A 22,150-nucleotide genomic window follows, 5' to 3' on the forward strand; every position below is an offset into this window, starting at 1 on the left:
GCCCGATATGTACTCAAGATATTAAAACAGGCAGACCGCCAGATTTTTACACAATAATTTTTTTCTCTCCGGAAACTCACCCCCTGTCGTGCAACACAAAAATCTTTATCCCTTCGTCCGGGAACTTTTCCTTAATGTACTGTACTACAGTACGCACTGTCTTTTCCTGCTCGTCACTGCAATATGCGATGATTATTACGTTCGTTTCCGGCCAGGTTGTCGTTCCGAGTTTGCGCGATTTTTTGCCGCGCCCGTGAACAAGCGGAATGACCGTGTACAGAAAGCCGGGAATTGCCGCTTCCAGATTGTTCACGATTTTTTCCTGCATAGACTGATTTGCAATTATTTCTACCCTAATCATTCTTTTTCTCCAAAAGTTTTACGAGTTCCTCGTCCATTTCAAAATCCTTTTTGTCGTCTGCCTTGCGGTTGAAGAGCGAGTACAGAACTGGAATTATGAAAAGCGTTACGATTGTACTTGAAGTAAGTCCGCCGATTACGCAAAGACCGATTGGCTGAGTCATACTTGAATTCTCGTCGCCGAAGAACGCCATCGGAATCATTCCCAAAATCGTCGTGAGTGTCGTCATCATTACAGGACGGAACCTCGAAGCGCCGGCATCTTCGCACGCGTCAAGAACTTTCATTCCGCGCCGCACAAGAAGGTTCGTCTGATCTACAAGAATAATTCCGTTGTTTACGACAATTCCGATGAGCATAACGACACCAATCATCGAAACCATACTGAACGACTGCCCTGTAATCAGATGAATTACGATGACGCCGACTATCAAGAACGGCAGCGTGAACATATTTATGAACGGCTCTTTGAACGACTCGTAAGTTCCTGCCATTACGCCGAATACGAGAATGACCGCAAGAATGATGATGATTACAAACACCTTCATCATATCCATCGTGTCTTTCCAGGAACCTTCAAACGACACGGTAATTTCTTCAGGCACAATCATATTTTCTTTCATCACCTGCTTTATGTTCCCTTCAACTTCGCCGGCGCTCGCATTACCAAGAAGGTTTGCCGTAAGGTGCACGATTCTGTTTTTGTTTTCTCGGCTGATTGAAACAGGGCCTACGCTCCGTATGACTTCCGCAAAGTTTGAAACTGCATAACGTCCGTTCGTTCCTGCAACGTAGATTTTTTCAAGGTCTGGAATGTCGCCGCGGTCTGAATCGCACAGAAGGACTACGACGTCGTAATCATCTCCGCCTGCCCTGTAAATCGTTGCGGTCTTTCCGTTTATGCTGTAGTTGATTTCGTTTGCAATCGTGTTGACAGAAATTCCGAACGATGATGCGCGGTCGCGGTCAATTTTAATTTCAACCTGCGGCAATCCTTCTTCAAGGTCAATTTCAATTTCCGAAACTTCAGGCACTTTTTCTTTCATCAGCGCTTTGAGTTCGTTTGCGGTTGCAAGAATTAAATTCAAATCGTTGCCGGAAAAAGCCACGTCAATGTCGCTTCCTGTCATCTGTTCCATCTTGCCTTCGTCAAAAGTGAACGTTGCAGTCGGAAAGTCGTCAAAGTGGCGGCGCATTTTTTCTTTTATCGAATCGGCTGTGTCAATCTGTTTTGCCGCGTCAGGAAGCGTAATCGTAATCGAACCTTTGTACGAAGTGTCCGCGCTCAAAGACATTCCGCTTGAAGAACCGATTTTTACGACGATGTTTTCGTAGCCTTTGATTTCGCTTTTTGCAATTTCGTAGAACTGGTCAAGGACGTTTTCCGTTTCAGAAAGTTTTGTTCCAAGCGGAAGTTCAACGTTCAGTCCTACGCTCGTGTCGTTGAAGTCTGACATAAACGAAATGTGAAGCTGCTTGAAAAGCAAAATCGAGCCGGCAAGAACCGTAAAAGAAATAAGAACTGTAGAGAACCGATGTCTGAGCACAAAACGAAGTCCCCTGCGGTACTTTCCTGTTACCCAGTTAATTGCGTTTCCGACCGACTCATCACACTTTTTTAAATATCTATTATTAATCGGAGTTTCCTTACGGTTATCAACCTTCAGGAATTTTCCGGCTAAAACAGGAACTAAGAACATTGCGACAAAAAGAGAAGCCAAAAGCGCAATGATAATTACTACCATCAATGTCGTAAACATTTCGCCGAGCATATCAAGCTGCGTCTTGTATACAAAGAACGGAATGAAAACACAGATTGTAGTCAAGTTGCCGGAAACGACCGAAGCCATAACTTCCTGAGTTCCGATGGCTGCAGAAACAGAAGCACTTGTTCCGCGCTCACGATAAGAATAAATGCTTTCGATTACGACGACGGAAGCATCGACGACCATTCCTATTCCCAAAATCAAGCCTGTCATCGTAATCATATTCAGCGTAACTCCCGTAAAGACCATAACGAGAACCGTAATCATAACGCTGAACGGAATTGAAATCGCCATAATGAGCGTACTCTTAACGCTCCGCAAAAACAGGAAGAGAACTAAAACTGTAAGCACGAATCCCTGCAAAATTGATTCAATCAAAGAACGAAGCGTATCGCGCACAGATTCTGAATCGTCAGAAATTATGTCAATCGTAATTCCGTCAGGGAGAGTTTCTTCAATCTCGGCGATTTTTTTGTAAACGGCATTTGCAACGTTCACTGTGTTGCTTCCGCTCTGCTTCTGGAGCTCGATGTATACGCCGGGCTTTCCGTTTATGTACACTTCGCTCGTAAGGTCTTTGTAACCCATAAACGCTTCTCCGATGTCAGAAAGTTTTACGTCGTAGCCGTTTACAGTTCCCACCACTGTATTGTTGATTTCGTCAATCGAAGAAAACTCGCCTGTGGTGCGTACCATATACTTTCGGGTTCCCTCGTACACGGAGCCGCCGCCCACTTCTATGTTCTGCTGGGCAAGCGTTCCAACGACGGAAGAAATCGTAAGTCCGTAGGCGTCAAGCCTGTTCTGGTTGAGTTCAACGCGCACAATCTGCTCACGTCCGCCACGAACCGAAGCCTGCGCAATTCCCGCCGTCTGTTCCAGCTTGTCGGAAATCACGTCGTCTGCAAGGGTGCGAAGTTCGTCCGCACTTCTGTTTCCGTTCAGGGCAAGGGTCATTACAGGAATAGAACTTGAATCAAACTTGAAAATCTGCGGAGTGTCCGCATCGTCAGGAAGATTTCCCTTTACCATATCCAGCTTGTCGCGAATGTCGTTTACCGCAACGTCAATGTCAGTTCCGTAGTTGAACTCAAGCGCAATCAGCGAAGAACCTTCCGAAGACTCCGATGTCATTTTGTGGAGGTTGCTCACGCTTATAAGTCCCGACTCAAGAATTTCCGTAACCGATTTTTCAACTGACTCAGGACCGGCGTTGTCGTAGCTTGTGTAGACCATCGCAATCGGCATATCCATATCAGGCATCAAGTCAATCTGCACGTTCCCCAGAGTAAACACGGCGATTATCGCAATAAGGGCGAATACGCAGATTGTAAGGACAGGATGCCCAAGAACTTTTTTTGAAACGCTCATATTTATTCCTCTCTTTCACTAATGTCCCTGACTTTTACGCCGTCGGTCAAAACTTGCATTCCGCTGACTACTACTTTTTCGCCTTCGGCAAGTCCGCTCAAGACTTCAAGGCGGGCATCTACTGTAACGCCGCCTGTAATTTCTTTTTGGGTTACGCTCATGTCGTCGTTCAGGACGAAAACGTATTTTTTTCCGGCACTTGTTATTACACAGTCATTCGGAATCGAAATAACGTCTTTATGAAGGACTGTGTTCAGCTTAATGCGGACGTACATTCCGGCGTTTATTCTTTCGTCGTTTGTATCAAACAAAAAGTAGACTTCTTTTGTGCGCGATGTTTCGTCGACTATCGGGCTTATTCTGAAAATATGCGCAGGGAATGTTTCGCCTTTGTAGGCTTCAAGGCTTACCTGTGCCGTAAGTCCGTTTTTAAGTACGCCGATTTTCCCTTCGGGGATTTTTGTTTCTATCTGAAGTTTGTTGATGTTTCCGATTCTTGCAATTTCAGTTGAAGTTCCGACTGTCGTTCCCTGTGTCAGAGGGAGCGATGTAATGTAGCCTTCAATCGGCGCGTACACCGGGCTTTTGGCATAAATTGAACCTGGCACTGACGGATCGACTTCTGCAATGAGCTGATTTTTTTTGACGTAGCTTCCGAGCGTTACGGGAACGTTTACAAGTTTTCCGCTGATGTCGGGATAAACTGAAATCGTATTGTCCGCCTTTACGTTTCCGCTCAAAAGCAGATATTCCTGCAAGTCGCCTTTTTTAAGTTCCTCGCTTTTTACCGTGTAGACAGTTTCCGCCTGAGAAGGCAGTTCCATCTTGCGCTTTGGAATGCACGCAATCACCGCAAGTACGGCGGCAGCAACAATTATCATCACAATCCGTTTTTTCGTAATTTTCATTTTTTCTCCATATAAATAGTAAAGTTTAGTTTTTTAATCATTCGGGCGGCTTTTTGAACGCTCCGCTTCCTTCGCAGAGCTTCGGTCGCAGGCCGTTCAAAAACCAGGCTTTCCGGGGTTCCGCTGTCGCTCCATTCCTCCGCTTTGCTCCGGAACAGGCAAGCCTGCCCCTCCAATCCTTGCCGCGGCACAGGAGCGGTAGACCTCACCCTGCTCTTAGTTTTCTTTCTTCATAAAAGTTCCCGACGGAACGGAAAGCGTATTTTCAAGTTCAAGGACATTGCTCAAAAGATTGTACTGCTCCGACCTAAGCTGAAGTTCTGCAGAGCGAAGTTTGTCAAGCGAAGTCTGGAGCGTAAGCAAATCTTTTGTTCCGCGCTGGTAGGCTTCTTCTGTCATCGCATACGATTTTTTTGCAAGCTCCACATTCATTCTGCGCGCCTCAAGCGTTTTCTGCGAAAGGGCGATGTCGTCAAGTTTCTGCGCCGTAGAAGTTCGCACGGTTTTCTTCAAGTCCTCAAGCTGAACTTCGTAGTCCTTAATCGTGTCGTCAAGGCTTGCAACTGCATCACGGCTTGATGACCCGGGAATCCAGCTGTCAATCGGAAGCGATATTCCAACCGAAACGCTCCAGTCTGGTGTTTCAGTTCCGCTTTCTGCTTTCCTGTCGTATGTGTAGATTTCAGGATTTACAGAGGCGCTCACGTTAAGCGACGGAAAAAACAGCGAATTGAATTTTGCAGATTTTGTGTAGCGCGCAGTTTTTAAATCCTGCTCAAGTTTTTTGATTGACGCAGATTTTTCGATGCAGTCGTCAAGCAGAGAATAATCCGCAGGCAAAACTAAATCCGCATCGTCAAGACTTCCAGAAAGTTCAACTTCCGTTCCCGGCTCAATTCCGATTGTGTCAAGGAATTCGTGAAGTCCGTTATTAAAAGAGGCAAGCGCGCTGTCTACATCAGGCCGTGCGGTTTCAAGATTTACCTGCGCCGTAAGTAAATCAAGTTCAGGCACAACTCCCCTGCTGAATTTATTTTTTGTCTGGTCATACTGCTTCTGGTACGAGTCAAGCGTGCTGCGGCTTGTTTCAAGGCTCTGCTTTAAATACAAAAGCCTGTAAAAACTTTTGCGCACGGCAGTTTCCGTGCTGCGCACAGTATCGTCAAAAGAAATTTTGCCTGCCTCGTACGTTGACTTTAACGCCTTAATCGCATCGGAAAGCCCCGCATCCAGAGAAAGAGATGCCGTTCCGCCCACAGATACGCTTACAGTGTCAGACTCTGAATCCTTCCACCCTTGTTTTTCCGCCGCTGACCCCGTAACGGAAACAGCCGGAAGCACTTTGTTCCAGGAATGACCGTATTCCCTTTTTGACTGTTCAAGTTTTATTGCCGACCGCTGAATGTCAATGTGAGTTTCAAGCGCACACTTTACCGCTTCATCAACAGTCAGGACAAGTTTTTCCTGCGCAAAAATGCCCTGCAAAGGTCCCCAGGCAAAAAACAGAACAAAAAATAAACGAAAAAAGTTACTTCTAAAAACTGAAGTCTTTAGAAGTTCCCAAAAGACATTTTTCATGTCATTTCCTCCAGAGAACGCAAAACCGTTCTCGTTGTATATATATGTAGTACGATACAGTAACTATAGCACACTACACTATAAAAGACAACGCATACTGTAGCAGGTTACAGTAAATTTCATTTTTTTTGAAAAAATTTTCTGCAAAACGCCAGGAACGGACAGTTCAATTTTGTTGAAAATAAACAAAAGCGCGGATATACTTTTCTATATGGACGAAGAATTAGTTTTAGACATCGGATTTTTATTAAAAAACATAAATGACAAGATGGAACGGCTTGCAAATGCGCAGTTCAAGTCAATCAGACTGACTTTTTCGCAAGTTCGCGTTATGACTTTCATTTACCATAAGGAAAATTTTACGACTACGCAGAAAGACCTTGAAGTTTTCCTTGACGTTTCGCACCCTACAATAAACGGAATTCTGAAGCGGCTTGAAGAAAAAGAATTCATCACTACGGAAATGACAAAAAAAGACGGGCACCTTTCAAAAACAGTCCGGCTTACAAAAAAAGGCGAAAACGTTTTAATTGCAAGCGAAAAGGAAAAAAATCTGCACGAAAAAGCGCTTTCTGCCTACCTTACAAAAGATGAACGGAACAAGCTGATTGAACTTCTGCTTAAAGTCCAGAAATCCGCATCCGAAATGGAAGAATAGCGGAAGCTTGAAAATTTATTTCCGCTGATTTTTTTTGGAGATTGTTACTCTGAAGTTTGTATGCTCTTTATTTTATAATACGCGATTGCCATTTCATCTTCAGTGTAGCTTTTTGCCATCGCCTGATAGTAGATAGCGAACCGGCCGGGTGTGATTTCAATATTGAAAAAAGTGTGGACTTTTTTTCCGTTCAGATACAGCATTGCCTGTCCGTCTGTGCGCATCTCAAGTTTGACGGTGTTCCATTCCAGGGGATTTATGTTTGCTTCCTGGGCAGTCAGGGTTTTTATGATTTTTATTGTGCTCTCGCTTTTTGTGCTTCTTGCAATTTGGAACTGTCCGTTGCTGCAAACCATAAAGAACCATGACTCGCAGTTGTCGCTTGTGTCAAGAAGCTCAAACCCTGCGCTCTTCATGTTCTCTTCGATTTTTACCAGTCCCTCGAATCCTGCTACCTCTTTTCCGAATGAAGTCTGAAAAATCCAGTTGCGGAGTGTTCTTCCGCTGCAAGTTCCTTTAGATACAACTGCGTTTATTACTGTTCCGCTTTCGCCGGAAACTGAAGTAAAATCCTGTACGTTGCAGAATGTATATGCTTTCTGCGAAACATCTACCTGCGAATAGCCGTCTTCCGATGAATATCCGCAGCCAAAAAAAATAAGTGAAGCAAATAAAAAAAATAAAACCCGCATTGTTATACCCAAAACCTCTGAAAAAAAACTACAGCGTGAAAATTCATCTGTAGTGATTTTTCAATTTTGTTTTATAGAAGTTCGTTTTCAAGCTGTTCCACAAGCTCCCTGAATGTGTCGAGCGCAGACTGCACTGGCTCTGTGCTTTCCATGTTTACACCGGCAACTTTCAGGCTTTCAATAGGGTAGCGCGAGCCTCCCGACTTCAGGAATTTAAAGTAATCTTCGCGCTCCTTGTCTGAGCCGTTCACAACTTTTTTTGCCAGCGCAAGTGAAGCTGAAATTCCGGTTGCGTATTTATAAACATAAAATGCATTGTAAAAATGAGGAATCCGCAGACCTTCCATGTCGCTTGATTTTTCAAAATTCATCACCGGCCCGAAGTATGTTTCAAGCAGCTTGCGGTAGATTGAGCGGATTGCATCGGTGCTGAGCGGATTGTTGTTTTCCACTGCCTCGTGACAGGCAAGCTCGAACTCCGCAAACATTGTCTGGCGGTGAAGGGTAGCAAGAATGTCATTTGCGCGCATGGAAAGAAGATATTTTTTCATTTCGTGGTCTTTGGCATTCTTCAGCAGATATTCAAAGACAAGCTCCTCGTTGAATGTGGACGCGACTTCAGCCTCGAAAATTGTGTATTCATAGGACATGAACGGATTGCTGCGGACACTGTACCATGAGTGCATTGAATGTCCGCCCTCATGCGCCATTGTGTATACATCGCGCAGTGAAGTGTCCTTGTAATTTAAAAGAATGTAAGGATATCCTTCGTAGCATCCGCTTGAAAATGCCCCGGAATTTTTTCCCTTGTTTTCAAAACGGTCAACCCAGCCGCCTTTCAAGCCGGAGCAGAGAGTGTCTGTGTATTCAGTTCCAAGAACAGACAGAGCGTTGCGTACTATTTCAACAGATTCGTCGTATGAGATATTTGTCTTGACGGACTGCACAAGCGGAACGTAAACATCATAGTGCCTCAGCTCTTGAACACCCAGAACTTTTTTTCTTAGCTCGTAATATCTGTGGAGCGTATCAAGATTTTTATGAACTGTTTCAATGAGATTCTTGTAAACGCTTACTGGAACTTTGTCTGAATAAAGCGCGGCTTCAAGAGAAGATTTGTAGCCCCGGGCGCGCGCATGGAAAATGTCATTTTTCACTGAGCCTGAATACAGGGCTGCAAGCGTGTTTGCGTGGCTTTCAAAAACTCCGTAGAATTTGTTATATGCCTCTTCGCGGATGCGCCTGTCCTGGTTTTCCTCAAAATCGCTCCAGGTGCTGTGTGTGAGCGGAAGCTGTTTCCCTTCAACTTCAACAGTTCCAAAATTCATGTCGACATCATTTAAAAGCGAAAATACATTCGAAGCTGTCTGCGCACTTTCTGACTGGAGAGCCATGATGCGCTCTTCTTTTTCACTAAGGATGTGCGGCTTGGCATGAAGAGCTTTCTGGATATAAACGCGGTAATCTGAAAATTCGCTCTGGCTTATCCACTTTGTTATTTTTTCATCCGGAATAGAAAGAAGCTCCGGTGTGAAAAAACTTGTTTCCGAGCAGGCTTCTGTGTATGCCATCATAACGCGGTTGTGCATTTCCTGCGCCGCGCTGTCGCCCTGGTCGGCTTCGTTGTTTAAACTTGCATAGTGATAGACTTTTTCAATCATGCGGTCAAGAGCTTCGTCTGCCTTTAGAGCCTCAAGAAGAATGTTGCTGCTTTCCGCAAGTCTGCCTTTGTAAGAGGCGAATTCTTTTACAAGCAAAGGAATCTTTTTAAGATCTGCTTCCCACTCCGCATTTGTTTTATAAAGCTGTGTAAGATCCCACTTGTATTCAGCTGGAACATCTTTTCTTAATGGAATAGTTTCGTTTTTCATGATTTGATTTTTCAATTTTATTGAATTTCAAGGATGAATTCAAGTTATGAAAAATTCCCGGTGAGCTGCTTTTGGCGTTTTTGCGTTTGCTGTTTTTGTAGAACTTTATGCGGAAATTTTGTAGAATGTCCGCATGAAAAACAAAGTGTTTCTTTTTGCGTTTTCTCTTTTTGTGATGTTTTTTTCTTCATGCTCCGGTGTCATCGGCTATGGAGTTGTTTTATGGAATGTAAGTGAAAAGGAAATTCCGGATGGAACGGTTGTTCCTGTTTACCTGAAGTCGAATATTTCAAAGGTCTATGTAATCGGAGTTCCCGGCACAAAAGAAAAAATCGAAATTCCCCTGTGGAAGCTTTCAAACCCGGAGTCAAAATCCAGGGCTGTAAAATATGCAAAAAAATATTCTGAGTATACAGGAAAATACGCCTTTTGCATTTTTGACGGTCTTCCTGTGCGCGCTGACAAGGTGAATACATCAAAGCAGGTTTACCGCCTCAAGAAAAATGAAGTTGTCCGTGCGCTCTACAAAGGAAACGGAGTTGCTCCCACAAGCGGCGGAAATCCTCTTCCCGGCGAATGGCTCAGGGTTCTTACAGACGGCGGAATTGAAGGCTGGTGCTTCAGCTACAACCTCAGGCTTTTTGACATGAACCGAGACGGATCATACGGGGCAGGCGCGGAAGTTGTTGAAGTCCAGCAGAAAGACGAAACCCTCGACAAAATTTTGTTCACCTACTGGTACCCTGAATATTATCGCCCGATGATTTCAAAAAAGCAGATTGACCTGGAATACATTCTTCCCGGCTACGGATTTGACAGCGGCTATATTTCAGGCACAACAAAAATAAGCCTTCCGAATTTAAATGTTTCCTTTCCGTATTCTGAATTTGAAAAGATGGACAACGGAGACTACAGGGCAAAGGACGCTCCTGTTGAAATTATTCCGCGCAGCTCAAAGTACATAATTGTAAGATATATAGATGACAGCGGAAAGCCGAGGAACTATACTTTTACTTCGCTTGAAGACGATGTGCGGATAGAAGAGCTTATATCGGAAGAAAAGAGCAGGCGCCAGGGGCTTTATAAATCCATTCAGGCTCTTGGCCCGGATTTTAAAAGCGGAAACTACGGAACGCTTTCGTTCAATGATAACAATATTTTCAGGTGGAGCGGATTTATGAAGCTTGTTCCTGCTGTGATTCCGCAGGGTGCAAAGGGAATCGGCTTTGTGGAAACAAAATATTTTCTGGACGGTACACTCAAGTCTTCCTGGGACGGAGTTGTTACTTTCCATTTTGAAAATGCGAGCCGCGAAGTGAATTTCCTTTACAAAAAGGAAGTCAACGGACTTAGGCTTGCCTATGCGAACATTGTTGAAAAATATGACGACAGCTTCGGAAGAAAAACTGTGTCGGTTTCGCTTCCGGCGAATTCCATGGTTCTCTTTTTTCAGAAGTAGGGCAGCCTCGGATTAGGGAGCCTGTAAAATCATTAAAATGAATTTTCAGGATTTCCGTTATTCAGCTCAGCAAAAAAAAACACCGGATTTGATTTATGGCATTTATTCAATTTTCAAAAGTTTCCCTTGCATTCGGCGACAGGGATATTTTAAAGGATGTTTCTGTAAATTTGCAGGCAGGAACAAAGGCGGCTCTCACAGGAGCGAACGGAGCTGGAAAATCCACTCTCATAAAAGTCATGGCTGGAATCATAGAGCCGGACAAGGGGGAGCGTGTCGCGCAGAAAAAATGCCGCATTGAATATCTTCCCCAGAGCGGGCTTGTTCATTCCGGGTGCACACTGAAGGCGGAGGCGGACAAGGCATTTGAGTGGGGCTACAGAATTCAGGCGGATGCGGATTCTCTCGGCGAGCTTTTAAAGTCGAATCCTGAAAATTCGCAGAGGCTTGCGCTTGAGCACGCAGAGCTTCTGTCCGAGCTTGAAAACAGCGGATGGTACAGGCGCGATGCGCTTGCTGAGCAGGTTCTGCTTGGACTTGGATTTGAGCGCGCTGACTTTGAAAAACGCACTGAGGAATTTTCCGGCGGCTGGCAGATGCGCATTGCTCTTGCAAAGGCTCTTATGTGCTCGCCTGATATTCTTCTGCTTGACGAGCCTACAAACTATCTGGACATTGAGGCGCGAGGCTGGCTTGAAAAATTTCTTGCTGACTTTAAGGGCGGCTTTTTGCTTGTGAGCCATGACCGCTATTTTCTTGACCACACAATCTCTGAAGTCTACGAGCTTTTCAGCGGAACACTTAGACGCTATCCCGGGAATTTTTCGCACTATGAGGAAGTCCGCAAGGTTGAGCTTGAATCGCTGATTGCTTCCTATGAGCAGCAGCAGCAGGAAATTCAGCACCTTGAGGAATTTATAAAGCGCTTTGGCTACAAGGCGACAAAGGCTGCCCAGGCGCAGGAACGCCAGAAGATGCTTGATAAAATTCTTGAAAATAAAATCGAGCTTCCTGAAAACCTTAAGAAAATTCATTTTTCATTTCCCGCGGCTCCACATTCCGGAAGGCTGGTTCTTACAATCGAGCATCTGGGAAAAAGCTACGGCGGCCCAGAAGTGATCCGGGACTTGAATCTTGTTGTGGAAAACGGCGAGCGGCTTGTTGTGGCGGGAAGAAACGGAGCTGGAAAATCCACCCTGCTTAGAATTCTTGCCGGCGCGGATTCTGATTTCACCGGAAGCTTCAAGCTTGGAGCAGGAGTTTCAGTTGGATATTTCAGCCAGGACAGCGCGGAAAAAATAAAGGGCAGCGAAACAATTCTTGAGCGCCTTGAGAGAAATGCGCCGCTTGAGCTTATTCCAAAAATCCGTGATATGCTCGGAGCGTTTCTGTTCCGCGGCGACGATGTGTTCAAAAGCATCGATGTTCTTTCGGGCGGAGAAAAATCCAGAATCGCCCTGCTTGAGCTTCTGCTCAGACCTGTGAATCTTCTTATTCTTGATGAGCCTACGAACCATCTTGATATGCATTCAAAGGATGTTCTTCTTGAGGCTCTGAAATGCTTTGGCGGAACTGTTGTTTTTGTAAGCCACGACCGCGGTTTTATAGAGGAGCTTTCCACAAAGGTGATTGAGCTTCGCCCTGGCAGCTGGCGCGAATTTTCAGGCGACTACAGATATTATATGCAGCGCATTGAAGCTGAGCAGTCCGCTGAATCTGCGGCTTCGGAAATTCTCCCTGAAAAAAAGACCGAGCAGAAATCCGTGACCAGGCTTTCATGGGAGGAGCAGAAAAAGCGCGAGTCAGAGCGGCGGAAAATTCAAAAGGAAGCGGACAAGTATGAAGAGCTGATACGCGAGGCAGAAGAAAAAAAATCCGCCCTTGAAAACCAGCTGTCCCTGCCGGAAGTGTATTCAAACGGCGAGGCGGCAAAATCAGTGCAGGCCCAGATTGCGCAGATTTCTTCTGAGCTTGAGGAGCTGAATTCAAAGTGGCTCAGCGCGGCGGAAAAGCTCGAGGAATTTTTGTGAGCGGCTTTGAGTTGTGCAAATTGTTGCGCAAATTTTTTCATACAAATTGAAAAATCATGGTTATTGGGGTATTATAAATGAAGCCTAGGATGGCTCTGGGTGATTATCCAGTGCCGGCGATAATAGCGCAGGAGGAACAAATGAAGGTTTTAGTGATTGGTGGAGCCGGATATATCGGAAGCCACGTTGTCAAGGAGCTTATGGCAAAAGGCCATGATGTTACAGTTTTTGACAATCTTTCAAGCGGCCTTATTCAGAATCTTTTTAAGGAGAATGAATTTATCGCAGGTGATATTCTTCATCCGGAAGATTTGGACAAAGCATTTGCACTTGGTTTTGATGCCTTTATTCATCTTGCGGCATTCAAGGCTGCCGGCGAATCTATGGTTTACCCGGAAAAATATTCAATAAACAATATCAACGGCACTTTGAATATTCTTAACGCGGCTGTTGCCCACAACTGCCTCAACATGGTTTTTTCTTCCAGCGCAGCAACTTTTGGCGAGCCGCAGTATCTTCCTATTGATGAAGACCATCCGAAAAATCCTGAAAACTACTACGGATTCACCAAGCTGAAAATTGAAGAATTCATGGGCTGGTATGAAAAGCTCAAGGGGCTGAATTTTGCGGCTCTCAGATATTTCAACGCGGCCGGCTATGACCCTGAAGGCGTGATTTACGGGCTGGAAAAAAATCCTGCGAATCTTCTGCCTGTTATGATGGAAGTTGCCTGTGGAAAACGGGAAAAACTCAAGGTGTTTGGCAGCGACTATGACACAAGGGACGGAACCTGTATCCGTGATTATATCCATGTTACAGATCTTGCGGTGGCTCACGTTCTTGCGCTTGAGTATATAGCTAAAAACAAAAAGAGCCTTACCCTGAATCTTGGAACAGGAAACGGAATAACGGTTACAGAAATGCTTGAAGCGACCCGCCGCATAACCCAAAAGGAAATTCCTGCTGACTATGTTGAGCGGCGTGCCGGAGATCCTGCGCAGCTTACAGCTTCTTCAAAGCGCGCAAAGGACATTCTTGGCTGGGAACCGAAGTTCAGCGATGTGGACACCTTGATAAGCACAACGTACAGCGCATATAAAAAATATTACAGCGAAAATTAATTTTCACAGCGGCCGTCTGTTTTTGCAGGCGGCTTTTTTTGTGCGCCATTTATGTTGAAAAATTTAAACCTATGCACGCTTGAAAAAAAACAAAAAGTTTTGCGGGTAATCCGCCGGAGGAAAAATGAAGTCTGATTTTGGAAAACTAAAAAACTATATAGAAAAAAACACAGTGCTCATGACAGAGCTTGAGTCGCTTTTGACATCGATTCCTGCTCTTGCTCCCGAAAACGGCGGAGACGGAGAAGAGGAAAAGTGCGCCGCCCTTGAAAAATGGCTTGCTGAAAATGGCATTACAAACCTCAGGCGTTACAATGCTCCGGACAGCCGTGTTTCAGCTGGTTTCCGCCCGAATCTTGTTGCTGAAATTCCCGGAGAAAATTCCGAGTGCGCTGTGTGGGTCTGTGCGCACCTTGATGTTGTTCCCGCCGGCGAGCTTTCCCTGTGGAACACAAATCCGTGGCAGGCTGTTGTGCGCAACGGGAAAATTTTGGGCAGGGGAGTGGAAGACAATCAGCAGGGGCTGTGCAGCGGTGTTCTTGCTGCGCTGAGTTTTGTAAAGCAGGGAATTGTTCCAGAGCGCACAATCAAGCTTCTTTTTATGGCGGACGAAGAAGTCGGCTCTAGGTACGGCATGAATTTTCTGATAGAAAAGCACCCGGAAATTTTTGGAAAGAATGACAGGATTCTTATTCCCGACGGAGGAGATCCGCTCGGACAGACTATTGAAGTGGCTGAAAAAAATATTCTGTGGCTTAAATTTCATACTGTTGGAAAACAGGCGCACGGCTCTCGTCCTGACCAGGGCTGCAATGCAAAGCTTGCCGCATGCAGTCTTGCCCTTAAAGTTCACGGGCTTGAGTCTGTATTCAGCGAGCAGAATCCAATGTTCGAGCCGTGCCGTTCAACTTTTGAGCCGACGATGCAGTATCAGAATGTTTCCGGCGTGAATATAATTCCGGGCGATGATGTTTTCTGCGCTGACTGCCGCATACTTCCTGTTTACAGTCTTGATGAAGTACGAAAAGAAGTTGCAAGAATTGTGAGCGAAACAGAAAAAGAATATGGAGTGAAAATTCAGGTTGAGGAGCTTCAGGCCGAACAGTCAAAGGCGACATCCCCTGATTCACCTGTTGCGCAGGAGCTTTCCGGTGCGATTCAAAAAGTGCATGGCATACAGCCGCGGTTTATTGGAATTGGCGGCGGCACTGTTGCGGCGGGTCTGCGGAATTCAGGAATCGATGCGGTTGTCTGGTCTACAATGGATGAGCTTGCACATCAGCCGAATGAATATACTGTAATAGAAAATATCGGAAAAGATGCGCTTGTGATTGCATATATGGCTTGCTGAATTTCTGCACAGAATTTTCAGGCTGGAATTTAGGCGGTACTGGATTTGAACCAGTGACTTCTACCGTGTGAAGGTAGCACTCTACCACTGAGTTAACCGCCCGTAATAAAATTTTTTATGGAAATCTTGAAAAGCTGAAATTTTTCGAGATGGCTTTATTTTATTAAAAACAGTTTTCTGTGTCAACGGCTGCAAAAACTGATGATGCTGATTTTTTTTTCGCTTTAAATATTCTATCTTCTATGTTAAAATCTTTTTATGAATATCAGCGACAAGACAGTTTCACAAGTTGTTGCAGCCAATATCAGCAATATAAATTCAATTTTTGTTTTTCCAACAGATGTTGCCCAGACAAGCTGGATACAGTGGGCTATAAAAAATCCATCTGAGTCTGGTGTCCGCGCTTTTAATCTTGACCAGTTTACCGCATGGGACAAATTCAAGTCCGCATATCTGAAAGCTGCCGATGAAAATCTTGTTTGTATTCCGCCTGTTGTTAGAAAAGTTTTTGTTCAGAATATTCTTCTTGAAAACAGCGAAAAACATTTTTTTAAAAGAATTGTTTCGTCTGCGCCTGAATTCAAAGACAATGTGCTGGGCTTTGCAGATTGGATTGCAGGAATTCTTCCTTCCCTGAAACTGTGGAATTCTTGCTTTGAAAAATCCATGGCAAAGAAAAATCCAGACGAAGAGGACTTGGACTACAAAAAACTTTTTGAGCTTTATTCTGATTTTTTGAGCCGAAATAATTTTTATGAGCCGTCTTATCTTGATTCGGATTTAAAAAAAACGGACAGGAATATTTTTATTTTTTACCCGGAGCTTCTGGAAGATTTTTCTGAATTTCAGACTGTGCTTTCTGCGGCGGAAAATGTAACCCTTGTCAATATTCCTGACAACATTCCAAAAACGGCCTGCTGCTTTTACAGTGATTCCCGCAGGGAGCTTCGCATGCTTGCCCTCAGGCTTCATCAGCTGCACATTCAGAATGTTGACCTGAGAACTGTTGCCGTCAATGTTCCCGACCTGGAAACTTTGCGTCCGTATCTTGAGCGGGAGCTTTCTCTTTATTCTGTTCCCTACACAGTGCGCGCCGGAGTTCCATTTACAAAAAACTGCGGCGGAGATATTTTTCAGAAAATAAAGGAATGTGCTTCTTCGAATTTTTCCTATGACAGTGTGCGTTCGTTTTTGCTTGACGGCTATATTCCATGGAAAAATTTTGAACGCAATGAGCAGCTTGTAAGAACAGGCAACGAAAAGCGCTGTGTGTGCAATTACGTTGACGGCGATAAAACAACTGATGTCTGGCTTTCTTCTCTGCAGAACGAAAACGGGGAGCTGGATTTTTATAAGAATATAAAAAAGGCTGTCCTTGAGTTTGAAAATGCCTCCAGTTTTCAGAAGTTGAAATTCGCATGGGATAATTTTAAAAGCACTTTTATTGATGAGGCGAAATTCAGCGAAGCGCAGTATCAGAACACTGATAAAATTTTAGGGCGCATAATCACCGAGCTGAATTCATTGGTTTCGATTGAGCATGATTATCTTTTAAAGATTGGCTGCAAAGTGAATTCGCCGTTTGTTTTTTTTATAAACGAAATAAACAGAAAGTCATATACGCCGAACGAAAAAAAATACGGAGTAAACATTTTTCCATACAGGCTTTCTGTGTGCGCGGACTTTGAATATCAATTTGTAATAAACGCAACCCAAAAAGATATTTCAGTGCCGTTCAGAAAACTTGGATTTATAAATGATTCAGAAAAACGAGCGAATCTTGACCTTGGCGAAAAAGATGCCTCCGCTGATTTTATAAGAGTTTACTGTGCACAGCAGCGGACTTTGAAAAGCAAAAAAGTATTTTTTTCTGCTTCTAAAAAGACATTTTCAGGTTCGGCGATTATGCACACTGCGCTTGAGCCTTCTGCGCCGGACTGCGGTGAAGAAAAAATTCTTGAGGAGCTTGATTTTATAAACAATGAAAAAAACGATTTCCGCAATGAAAAAAAATCTGAACGCATATTTACAAAAATGCAGCAGGATTCTTTCTTTTTATGGAAGTCTGTTTTTTCATCGGGAAATTCTTCCTGCATGTCAGAGGAGCTGAAGAAAAAAATAAATGCCGAGCTGAAGAACAAAGGAAAAAATTGTTCCGAGCCGGACAAGATAAAAATTTCTCAAACAGAGCTAAAAAGTTTTTTTCCGTGCCCAAGGCATTTTATTTTTACAAAAGTTTTGAACCTGAAGGAAGATACTCTTGATGTTGACCTTATAAAAAACTACGAGGCAGGCGTTTTTATTCATAAGATAATCGAGCTTGTATGCAAGGCATTTCAGGATGAAAAAGTTTACAAAGGAAAAATACCTGTCTTCTGCGATGAGAATTCCAGGGAGCTGAAAAACCTTGTGGATTTGTCGTTTGAGCAGGCCAAGCTGCACACCGGTTTTTCAAGAAGTCCTCTTGCGCTGAGTGTTATTGAAAGCCAGAAAAAACTTATATGCGAAAATGTCTTTGTGTTTTTCAAGCAGTTCTGCGCTCTTCCTGAGTCCAGCGACGAAAAGGAAAATAAAAATTTCGGCGGATATTTTATTGAAGGTCTTGAGCTTGAAAAGGAAACTTCATGCGGCAGCGGTGAATTTGATTTTTTTGGAAAGATTGACTGTGTCCTTTCAAATCCCGATGAGCCGGACGAACTTTTTATTGTTGATTACAAGAGCGGTTCTGTTCCTTCTGTAAAGGACAGTGTTTTTAACGAATCCTCTCTTCCTGCGCTGAAAGATTTTCAGATGGCTTCGTATGTTAGACTTTTGGAAAGCGAAGGCAAAAAAGTTTGCTCTGCATTGTTTTATAAATTAAAAAGGGAAAACAGCGATAATTTTTCTGTTGTGCAGGTCATCTCAAAAAATCCCAAAAAAGAAAACACAGACAGAGAAGGCTTTGAAAACACTCTTGCAGAACTTGAAATATGCGCGGAGTATTTTTACGGAAAGGCGAAAGAACTTGACTTTGTTCCCGTCAGTTTTCAGGTGGACAAAAGTCATGGTGTGAATATTTTCAGGGACTGCATGAACTGCGGTTTCAATTCAATATGCAGAACGTCATTTGAAGTTGCAAAAAAGGAACTTGTATGAATTTTGATTATCAGTTTTTAAATGAGCCTTTGTCAGAAAATCCTGCTGATTCAAAAACGCCTGATTCGTTCCAGATAAAGGCAATAACAAAAAGGGACAATGCAGTTGTTTCCGCTGGTGCTGGCTCTGGAAAAACTGACGTGCTTGCGCTGCGCTATGCTTTTCTTTTGATGACTGATGAAAATCTTCATGTGCGGAATATTCTTGCGCTTACCTTTACAAAAGAGGCCGCTTCTGAAATTTATGACCGCATATATAAAAAGCTGAATGCCTTTGTAAAGTTTCTTGATGAAAAAAAATATGCATTGCAGGTTCGTCTTGCAAAAAGGGCGCTCGATGAATTTGCGGATGCGCGAATTCAAACTCTTGATTCATACAGCGGTTCCATTGTGCGTCTTGGTTCCAGTCGGTATGGAATCCGCCCTGATTTTACAACCGGCTCTTCCTCCTGCGACCGAATTGTTGAAGATGCGGCTCTTCCGTTTGTTTTAAAGCACAGGGGCGAGTCTTGTTTTTCTTTTTATTCGCAGCCGGGAAAAATTGAAGAGTTCGCTGAAAAGTGCTTTGCTTCCCCGATTTTGGAATATACTTCTGTTGCCACAAAGAGCGGTTTTTTTTGCGAGCATTTTCAGATACAAAAAAATCAGATTGCCGAAGCATGGAATTCATTTTTCAATATTGAAAACGCAGAGTCAGTTTCAGTCAGCCTTGAAGAAATAAAACGTCTGCTGGAAACCATCGACAAAAAAAATGCCTTTACAGATGAAGTCCAGCTGGTTTTTGATGATGGTTTTGATTTTGAATCTTTCCCGGTTCTTGATGCGGATTCGTTTCTTGAGGAAAATGCAGATTTATTGTTTCAGAATACTGACCGTGTCTGTTCAAAATTGAAGGCACTGTGTTCTGTTAATATGCAAAAGGGCGGAAACAAAGAAACTATAAAAGCAATAAAAAATGAAATAAAAAAAATAAAGGCTTTGTTTCCGCAGATTTTGGCGGTTTCAGTTTTTCTAAAAAATCTGAAGGTGCAGAAAAGAATGTTTGAGCTGATGGATGAATTTCTTGACGAAGTGAATACAGCCAAGCGCATTTCCGGAAGCCTTTCATTTAAAGATGTCAGCGATTTGTCCCTTAGAATTTTAATTGAGCAGCCCGATATAAGAAGACAGCAGAAAAGCCTCATAAAAAAAATAATGATTGATGAATTTCAGGACAACAACAAAAAGAACAAGGAGCTTCTTTATCTTGTGTCTGAAACTGATGGCAGCGAGCTTCTTCTTGAAAACAAAACTGAAAATGAATTTTTTGCGGAGCTTGAAAAACATATTTCCCCCGACAAGCTTTTTTTTGTGGGCGATGAAAAACAGTCTATATATAAATTCCGCGGCGCGGATGTGAGCGTTTTCAATAATCTAAAACATTCCCTTAGAGATTCATCCGGGCTTGAAGACGGCACCAATCTCAGCATGACAAACAACTACCGCTCTTCCGCTTCTCTTCTTTATTCGTTCAACATGATGTTTGGAAGCAACGAGCCGCCGCTGAATAAAACTGAAATCCCGTCTATTTTTTATTGCACGGACAGTTTAAAAAGCTACGAAGCGGAATACAGCCGCAATGCAACAAAAAAAGACTGCGAGATAATTCCAGTTGACAAGGATACTATTCCTGTTCATCTGTGTCTTTTGCACAGCGGGAAAAATTCAGACGGAACATCATTTGCAGACATTGTAAAAAGAGGCGAATGTCTTAATGAGGATGAAACACTTGCATATTTTATCGCCAGAAAAATTTCAGAGCTTGCAGAAAGGGATTCTGATTTTAACAGCTATGCCATTTTGGATAATTCGCGCTCTGGAAGATTTTATCTTAAGCGTTACCTTTCGCTTTTTAACATTCCTTATACAGTCGACCGGCAGACCGATGTTTTTTCAGAAGGCATAGCAAATGATTTTTACAATTTTCTGCGCTTCTGTGTTTATCCTTCGGATTCCAATGCGTTTGCGGCATTTCTTTCTTCCCCTTTTGCAGGACTGAGCATACAGGGTGTTCAGAACATTTTGGCTTCCTCAATAAAAAAACAGCGTGAAGGCGGAATTCAGTTTTTGCCTTTTGAAGATGACGAAAATCTTTTTCTGTCTGATTCTGACATGGAAAAATACACCGCCGCAAAAAAACTTTACATGGAGCAGAGGGAGCTTATTCTTTCCCAGAGCCTCACAAAGTCGCTTGAATTTTTGTGGTACAAAACCGGCTATTATTTTGAAACGCTGCTGAACAGAAATCTTTCGCTTTATGCAGAGCAGTTTGATTTGCTTTATGAAACTGCGCGGCAGGCTGAAGCTGACGGAAAAAGCATTGCATGGTTTGTGGATCAGCTTGCGGCTTCAAAGAAAAAGGAAGTGTCGTCTTATGCCGGCGATGAAGGAATTGAGCTTGATATGAAAGGCATTGTCTATCCTGTTGAAAAGCCCGATGCCGTTAGGATTATGACAATCCATCAGAGCAAGGGACTTCAGTTCAAGCATGTTTTTATTGTTGGAATATGGAAAAATCCTATTGCGCAGAAAACTGGAAAATGTTTTTTTGATGAAGACGGCTTTGCAGGAAAAGAGCCTTCGGGCGTGTCCTTGTGCGCTTACGGTGAAGGCGGAAATTATTTTTCACTGCGGCAGAAAGAAGATTCCGCGCAGAGAGAATTTGCCGAGCAGAAAAGAAAAATTTATGTTGCAGTTACAAGGGCCGAAAAAGATGTCTATCTTGTCGGAAGCCTTGCAAGAAGCGATTCTCTGAAAAAATTTGATGAATCAGACGATGCCGAAAAAGACTTTAACGATTCTATTTCCCTGATGCACCGCCTTTCCCGTTTTTACTACCAAAAAGAAATTTATGCTGACAACGATTTTTCTTGCGGCGAATACTGCAATTCTCCTTTGTTCAGAAAACAGGGTGCGCCTTTTGATTTTATAAAAATAAATCCGGTTTCATCTTCTGTGCGCTCACGGGAGCATTTGAATTTGGATATGCTCCGACATGAAAAAATAAACCTGTTTACTTCTTTGTATGAAAAAACTCCGTTTGAGATGCAGCCTGATTTTCCTGCTGAATATTCAGACAAAACAGAAACTCCGAGCGGCCTGGAAAAAATTCATTCTCAAACAACAGTTGTGTGCAGAAAAGATTTGAAAAAAAATCCGCTCTATGATTCAGTTGATGCCTTTCTGAAAAACGAGCAGGAAAATTCTGATGAGCAGGAAGACTGTGTTTCAGCGGAATTTGACTACAGCGATTTTGGAAAGCTTGCGCACTCCTGCCTTGAAAGCCTTGTCGCCACAGGAAGCGGAAAAAGCGCAGAGGACTTTCTTGACGGAACAGTGCGGAAAAAACTTTCTGAAAATGTGGAGCGCAGGGAAATACTTTTAAAGACCGTTCTGTCTATGTGCGCCGCGTTTGAAAAAAGTCCGCTGGGAAAAGAAATGCTGGACGCAAAATCAAGCGGCCGTCTGTGCAAGGCTGAAAATAAATTCAAATTCCTTTTGGACAATACGATTTTTACAGGTTCCATGGATTTGGTTTTTCAGGATGGCGGCGGAAATATTGTTATAGCGGACTATAAGACTGACCGCGCTGCAAAGCCTGAAATGTACATTGCCCAGCTTTCATGCTATCGAAAGGCCGCGGCTGAAATTTTCCATGTTGAAATGAAAAATATAAAGACCGTTCTGTACTATCTGCGCTACGACAGTGAAGTAGATATTTCAGATTACACGGAGTAATTTTTGTGCTCCGCAGTTTTTTTGCATTTTGAAAAGTTAATAAAGCACTGAATACTCCCGCGCGGATTATTCAG

Annotated in this window: 13 protein-coding genes and 1 tRNA gene; 7 read left to right on the forward strand and 7 right to left on the reverse strand. The window is 43.4% G+C overall.

Features of this window, described 5'->3' with window-relative positions; all coding sequences use genetic code 11:
• Positions 1 to 76: 76 nt before the first annotated feature.
• The 4 genes from ACI4L0_RS08425 to ACI4L0_RS08440 all read right to left on the reverse strand — a co-directional run bounded on the left by ACI4L0_RS08425 (position 77) and on the right by ACI4L0_RS08440 (position 5,983).
• Positions 77 to 361 carry a PG0541 family transporter-associated protein gene (locus ACI4L0_RS08425; protein ID WP_439799725.1) on the reverse strand — a complete coding sequence of 95 codons (285 nt, stop codon included), beginning with the start codon at positions 359 to 361 and terminating at the stop codon, positions 77 to 79.
• Positions 354 to 3,497: an efflux RND transporter permease subunit gene (locus ACI4L0_RS08430; protein WP_439799726.1), complete on the reverse strand. Its 3,144-nt coding sequence runs from the start codon at positions 3,495 to 3,497 to the stop codon at positions 354 to 356. Before ACI4L0_RS08430 ends, ACI4L0_RS08425 begins: the two co-directional genes overlap by 8 nt.
• A gap of 2 nt (positions 3,498 to 3,499) precedes the next feature.
• The gene (locus tag ACI4L0_RS08435) at positions 3,500 to 4,405 is read right to left on the reverse strand and encodes an efflux RND transporter periplasmic adaptor subunit (protein WP_439799727.1); all 906 of its coding nucleotides are present in this window, start codon (positions 4,403 to 4,405) and stop codon (positions 3,500 to 3,502) included.
• Positions 4,406 to 4,621: 216 nt separating this feature from the next.
• Positions 4,622 to 5,983: a TolC family protein gene (locus ACI4L0_RS08440; protein ID WP_439799728.1), complete on the reverse strand. Its 1,362-nt coding sequence runs from the start codon at positions 5,981 to 5,983 to the stop codon at positions 4,622 to 4,624.
• A 211-nt stretch (positions 5,984 to 6,194) separates the two neighbouring features.
• Here ACI4L0_RS08440 and ACI4L0_RS08445 point away from each other — a divergent pair, with 211 nt between their 5' ends.
• Complete coding sequence (locus tag ACI4L0_RS08445) at positions 6,195 to 6,641, forward strand: MarR family winged helix-turn-helix transcriptional regulator (protein ID WP_439799729.1); 447 nt, start codon at positions 6,195 to 6,197, stop codon at positions 6,639 to 6,641.
• Positions 6,642 to 6,685: 44 nt separating this feature from the next.
• Here ACI4L0_RS08445 and ACI4L0_RS08450 read toward each other — a convergent pair whose 3' ends face one another.
• Both ACI4L0_RS08450 and pepF read right to left on the reverse strand, forming a co-directional pair.
• A complete protein-coding gene (locus ACI4L0_RS08450) occupies positions 6,686 to 7,333 on the reverse strand; it encodes a hypothetical protein (protein ID WP_439799730.1) in 648 nt (215 codons plus the stop codon).
• 71 nt (positions 7,334 to 7,404) lie between these two features.
• Positions 7,405 to 9,204, reverse strand: a complete 1,800-nt coding sequence (gene pepF, locus ACI4L0_RS08455) for an oligoendopeptidase F (protein ID WP_439799731.1) — start codon at positions 9,202 to 9,204, stop codon at positions 7,405 to 7,407.
• A 133-nt stretch (positions 9,205 to 9,337) separates the two neighbouring features.
• Between pepF and ACI4L0_RS08460 the strand changes: the two genes are divergently transcribed.
• The 4 genes from ACI4L0_RS08460 (at position 9,338) to ACI4L0_RS08475 (ending at position 15,165) form a co-directional block, all read left to right on the forward strand.
• Positions 9,338 to 10,663 (forward strand): SH3 domain-containing protein, encoded by a 1,326-nt coding sequence (locus ACI4L0_RS08460; RefSeq protein ID WP_439799732.1) that lies wholly within the window; start codon positions 9,338 to 9,340, stop codon positions 10,661 to 10,663.
• A 95-nt stretch (positions 10,664 to 10,758) separates the two neighbouring features.
• The gene (locus ACI4L0_RS08465) at positions 10,759 to 12,693 is read left to right on the forward strand and encodes an ABC-F family ATP-binding cassette domain-containing protein (protein ID WP_439799733.1); all 1,935 of its coding nucleotides are present in this window, start codon (positions 10,759 to 10,761) and stop codon (positions 12,691 to 12,693) included.
• 140 nt (positions 12,694 to 12,833) lie between these two features.
• Complete coding sequence (gene galE / locus ACI4L0_RS08470) at positions 12,834 to 13,814, forward strand: UDP-glucose 4-epimerase GalE (RefSeq protein WP_439799734.1); 981 nt, start codon at positions 12,834 to 12,836, stop codon at positions 13,812 to 13,814.
• Positions 13,815 to 13,938: 124 nt separating this feature from the next.
• On the forward strand, positions 13,939 to 15,165 hold the full coding sequence (locus ACI4L0_RS08475) for a M20 family metallo-hydrolase (protein WP_439799735.1): 1,227 nt from the start codon (positions 13,939 to 13,941) through the stop codon (positions 15,163 to 15,165).
• 30 nt (positions 15,166 to 15,195) lie between these two features.
• Here ACI4L0_RS08475 and ACI4L0_RS08480 read toward each other — a convergent pair.
• A tRNA-Val gene (locus tag ACI4L0_RS08480) sits at positions 15,196 to 15,267 on the reverse strand.
• A gap of 156 nt (positions 15,268 to 15,423) precedes the next feature.
• Here ACI4L0_RS08480 and ACI4L0_RS08485 point away from each other — a divergent pair.
• Both ACI4L0_RS08485 and ACI4L0_RS08490 read left to right on the forward strand, forming a co-directional pair.
• Entirely contained in the window at positions 15,424 to 18,300 is a 2,877-nt protein-coding gene (locus tag ACI4L0_RS08485) for a PD-(D/E)XK nuclease family protein (RefSeq protein ID WP_439799736.1), read from the forward strand.
• Positions 18,297 to 22,076 (forward strand): UvrD-helicase domain-containing protein, encoded by a 3,780-nt coding sequence (locus ACI4L0_RS08490; RefSeq protein ID WP_439799737.1) that lies wholly within the window; start codon positions 18,297 to 18,299, stop codon positions 22,074 to 22,076. Before ACI4L0_RS08485 ends, ACI4L0_RS08490 begins: the two co-directional genes overlap by 4 nt.
• The last annotated feature ends 74 nt before the right edge of the window (positions 22,077 to 22,150 follow it).

The sequence above is a fragment of the Treponema sp. genome (assembly GCF_051883275.1).
Classification (GTDB): Bacteria; Spirochaetota; Spirochaetia; order Treponematales; family Treponemataceae; genus Treponema_D.